This is a genomic window from Actinomyces bouchesdurhonensis (assembly GCF_900128465.1).
Lineage (GTDB): Bacteria > Actinomycetota > Actinomycetes > Actinomycetales > Actinomycetaceae > Pauljensenia > Pauljensenia bouchesdurhonensis.
This window is the reverse complement of the sequence record NZ_LT635870.1, coordinates 23,709-27,791: the sequence shown is the minus strand read 5'-3', so window position 1 is coordinate 27,791 and position 4,083 is coordinate 23,709. Positions and strand designations below refer to the sequence as shown.

The 4,083-nt window shown below is 65.9% G+C and carries 2 protein-coding genes and 2 pseudogenes; all 4 read left to right on the top strand.

What is annotated here, in order from left to right:
• Positions 1-432 (top strand): annotated as a pseudogene (locus BQ7477_RS10770) (hypothetical protein); the annotation flags it as partial.
• Positions 433-490: 58 nt separating this feature from the next.
• Positions 491-1,090, top strand: a complete 600-nt coding sequence (locus tag BQ7477_RS10765; RefSeq protein ID WP_073983889.1) for a uracil-DNA glycosylase family protein — start codon at positions 491-493, stop codon at positions 1,088-1,090.
• A 126-nt stretch (positions 1,091-1,216) separates the two neighbouring features.
• A complete protein-coding gene (locus BQ7477_RS11750; protein WP_200783530.1) occupies positions 1,217-1,474 on the top strand; it encodes a peptide chain release factor family protein in 258 nt (85 codons plus the stop codon).
• Positions 1,389-3,861: pseudogene (locus BQ7477_RS13180) on the top strand (S8 family serine peptidase). The gene BQ7477_RS11750 and the pseudogene BQ7477_RS13180 overlap by 86 nt, the downstream one beginning before the upstream one ends.
• The last annotated feature ends 222 nt before the right edge of the window (positions 3,862-4,083 follow it).

Sequence of the window (4,083 nt, the reverse complement as noted above, 5' to 3'; positions counted from 1 at the left end):
GGAAGCGCGATCATCACGGGAGGGGGCGCGGTTCTGGGCCTGACGACCGCTTCCGGAGGAGCGGCACTCGTGGGAGCGCTGAGCAAGGACTACGCCGAACAAGTGAAGCGAGGGTGTGTCGAGTGGCTCGCCCAGTGTTCGGTGCTTGTGGAGGAAACGCCGACACTGGCGTTGAGGATTATCGAGGAGTCGAAGGCGCGCTTGGAGCGTGCGATCGATGCTGATAAGCGCACGATTGAGACCCTGAAGGGGGCGAAAGAAAGAGGCCAGAAGAAGCTGAGGCAAAGCCTGGAAAAGGGGGTTTCTCACCTCGGCTACACCGTGGCCGAGCTGGGCAGGCTGGAAAAGAAAGCGCGTGAGGTTGCTGTCGAGCGCGGTGATCTCGCGCCGAGCGCGAGCTCCGACGTCGCCCGCGTGGCAGACGCAGACTAGCGTGTGACCTGCCAGTCGCCGGGGGTCGTGCGCTCGCGGGGTGGCATACCCTGAGCGTATGACACCGGAGATTACGGATCCGCGCTTCCAGAAAATCGCCGAGGAGATTGCCGCAGACCCGGCCAACGCCTCGTACACGAAGCGAGGCGTGGGGCCGCTGTTCTTCGCAGGGCCTGACTGCCGCATCATGATCGTCGGTCAGGCGCCGGGGCGAGTCGCAGAAGAGACCGGCATCGTGTGGAACGACCGCAGCGGCGACCGGCTGCGCGACTGGATGGGCGTCGACCGCGACGCGTTCTACCACTCGGGCAAGCTCGCTATCGTCCCCATGGACTTCTACTTCCCGGGTACCGGAAAGAGTGGGGACCTGGCACCCCGCAAGGACTTCGCCGACAAATGGCACCCGCGCCTGCTCGAGCTCATGCCGCACCTGGATATGACGATCCTCGTCGGCGCGTACGCGACCAGGCGCTACCTGAAGTTGAAGTCCTCGGCCTCCCTCACGGACGTCGTGCGCGACTACAAAGGCTATCTGCCCACGTACTTCCCGCTGGTCCACCCCTCGCCGCGCAACCAGATGTGGATGAAAAAGAACCCCTGGTTCGCCTCCGACGTGTTGCCCGACCTCAAGGACCGGGTCTGCGCGCTCCTGGCCTGACCGTCATACGTGAGAGGCGACGTATAAATGTACGACGGCTCCTACGTACGTTCAGCGCCCTCGGGTTCACGAGGACGGGGCAGGGCATAGTGCTCCACCGCGGCTCGCCGGTGGCACACTGGTCCCATGGACGATCTGCGCATTCCCGCTGGGCCCGGCTGCCCGCACGGCCTCGTCGTACCCGCAGGGGAGCTGGAAGAGCGCTTCTCCCACGCGTCGGATCCCGGCGGCCAGGGCGTCAACACGGCGGATTCGCGGGTTCAGCTGAGCCTGGATCTGGGCGCGACGAGCGCGTTGAATGATCGTCAGCGCGAGCGCGCCCTGTCGGTGCTCGGCGAGCGACTCACCGGAACCGTCCTCACGATCACGGCCGCCGAGGGCTAGCGGAGCGCAGGGAGGCGACGAGGCCGGGGTGACGCCCGACCCGCAGACCTCCAACGGGTGGCACCTCCAGGCGCTACGCGCGCTCGAGGCCCAAGGCGTGGACGTCATGCGCGCCCCCGTGACCGTGGGCGTCATGGACCAGTCCATTGACGACACTGTTCCGGACTTGGCGGGCCAGGTGGACCATTCGAAGTCGGTGGCTTGCAACGTGAACGGCATCCCGAACCAGGATCCTGCCGCGTGGCGCTGGGACGACGCGACCCACGGGACGCACGTGGCCGGGTCGATTGCCGCCAAGCATGACGGCGTGGGCGTGGACGGCGTGAATCCGACGCTGACGATCGCCGCGATCAACGTGGCGTCGCGCAACGGCGGCTACTTCTACCCCGAGTACATCGTGTGCGGCTTCGTGTGGGCCGCGGAGCACGGTATTTCGGTGACGAATGGCTCGTACTACGTGAACCCGTGGAAGTACTGGATGCCGGGCGACCCGGAGCAGGCGGCCGGCCTGGAGGCTGTCCAGCGTGCGGTCGACTATTCGACGTCGAAGGACGTCATTAACGTGGTGGCTGCCGGCAACTGGACGACGGACCTGGATAACCCGCCCGCGACCGACGATTCGTCGCCGGGGGACACGTGGGGCGCTTACGAGCGGGACGTGAAGGGCGGCGTGTACCTGCCGTCGATGATGCGCGGTACCCTCGCGGTGTCGGCGTTGCAGCTGCCCGACGGCGCGGACCCGGCCACCGGCGTGTTGGAGCCGACGTCCTGGTCGAACTGGGGGGCCTCGACGATTGATTTCGCGGCTCCCGGCGCGAAGATCTACGCGCCGCTGACGAGCTGGTACGGCAAGGCCTACGGGAACCTGTACGGGACGTCGCAGGCGGCNGGGAAAGTCGGTGTTTTAGTTGGTTGGGACCAACTATGAGGATGGACAGATCGTGTTGCTGGAAGGGTGACTTTTCGGCTTTGTTGCGCGGGAAAGTTACTTTTTTAGTTGGTCGTGTTTGCCTCGTTCCTGTGAATACTGCATCATGCCCTGTGTGTGGCTGTCCCATGATCCGTCACGGTAGGACTTCGTCAGGTCGTCAGCGCTGGCGGTGTAAAACCTGCCAAATCACGACGCTGAACGAAATCGACTCCACGGCCAAGCATCTTGATGAGTTCTTGGCCTGGCTCCTTGGCAGGTGTCGTCAGGTGGATTTGCCTGGTGGGGGACGTTCGTTTCGTCGGCGTTGTGAGCCGTTGTGGCAGTTATGGCCTTTCAGCCCGATCATCGATGAGGTTCATGAGGTCATCTTCGTTGACGGCATCCACCTGGGCCCAGGCGTCGTGGTGCTCATCGCCCAAACACCCGATTGCGTGCTGGGCTGGTACGCGGCCAGGAGTGAGAATTCCCGGGCCTGGAGCGCGCTTATGAGCCGGATCGCGCCCCCAGCCCTGGTCGTCACCGACGGGGGCAGCGGCTTTGCCAGGGCGTGCAAGAANCGACGGACGGGTCCACGTGGATGCCCTTGGCGGGTGAATCCGTCGCGGGTCGCGTCTCGGTGCGGGTCAGTGTGTCCGGTCCCGTGACGAGCGCGCGCCTCCTGCTGGGCGATCGCGAGATCGCGGCGGGGCAGGGGAGTGGGGACTTCTCCGGTCCCGGGCTGACGCTGCAGGCTGACGGCGTGGACGTGTCGCACCCGCAGGGTGCGGGGCGTTTCGCGGGCGCCACGACGGTCACGGTCGAGGCGTTCGGCCGAAACTTTGACCCGCGGGCCGACGACGATGCGACCGTGCAGGTGCCGTTCACGGTGAGCCCCGATCACGTGGGGCCCGACGAGGCCGGGGCTGGGCGCTGGGTGTCCGGCGTGCTCGGCTGGTGGTGGCGCTACGACAACGGGACGTATCCGACGTCCACGCAGCTGCGCATTGACGGGGCGATCTACCGTTTTGATGCTCACGGGTACATGGTGACCGGATGGGTGTACGAGGGTGGCCGCTGGTTCTACTATGGGCCGTCAGGCGGTCAGGCCTCCGGGTGGGTCCACGTGGCCGGCTCGTGGTACTACCTGGATCCTTTGAGCGGTGCGATGGCGAGCGGCTGGACGAAGGTGCGCGACACCTGGTACTACCTGTCGTCGTCCGGCGCGATGCGCACCGGCTGGGTGAGGGACGGGTCCTCCTGGTACTACCTGTCTGCTGACGGTGCGATGGCCACCGGATGGGTGCGGGTGGGTTCCTCCTGGTACTACCTGTCTCCTGATGGCGCGATGGCCACCGGGTGGCTGCGTGATCGCGGCTCCTGGTTCTACCTGTCGTCTTCTGGGGCGATGGTGACGGGCAGCCGGTGGATAGACGGCACGCGCTACTCGTTCGACGCTGAGGGGAGGCTCCTCCCGTAGCTGACGGGGACCGGCTCGACGAACTCGTCGCCCGCGCCCGTAGCTGACGGGGTGTTTCCTGTGGGCTGAATGATCTCCTCAGACTATTGAGGGGTTTTCGGGCTACCATGGAGGTGCCTGGCCAAGTCCGACCTCCCAGCGGATTGTGGTCGAGCTCGAAGGCGGGGGCCGCGCACCGATGGTGCGCGGCCCCCGTTTGCGTCGTGGCGCGCCGCTCCGGGG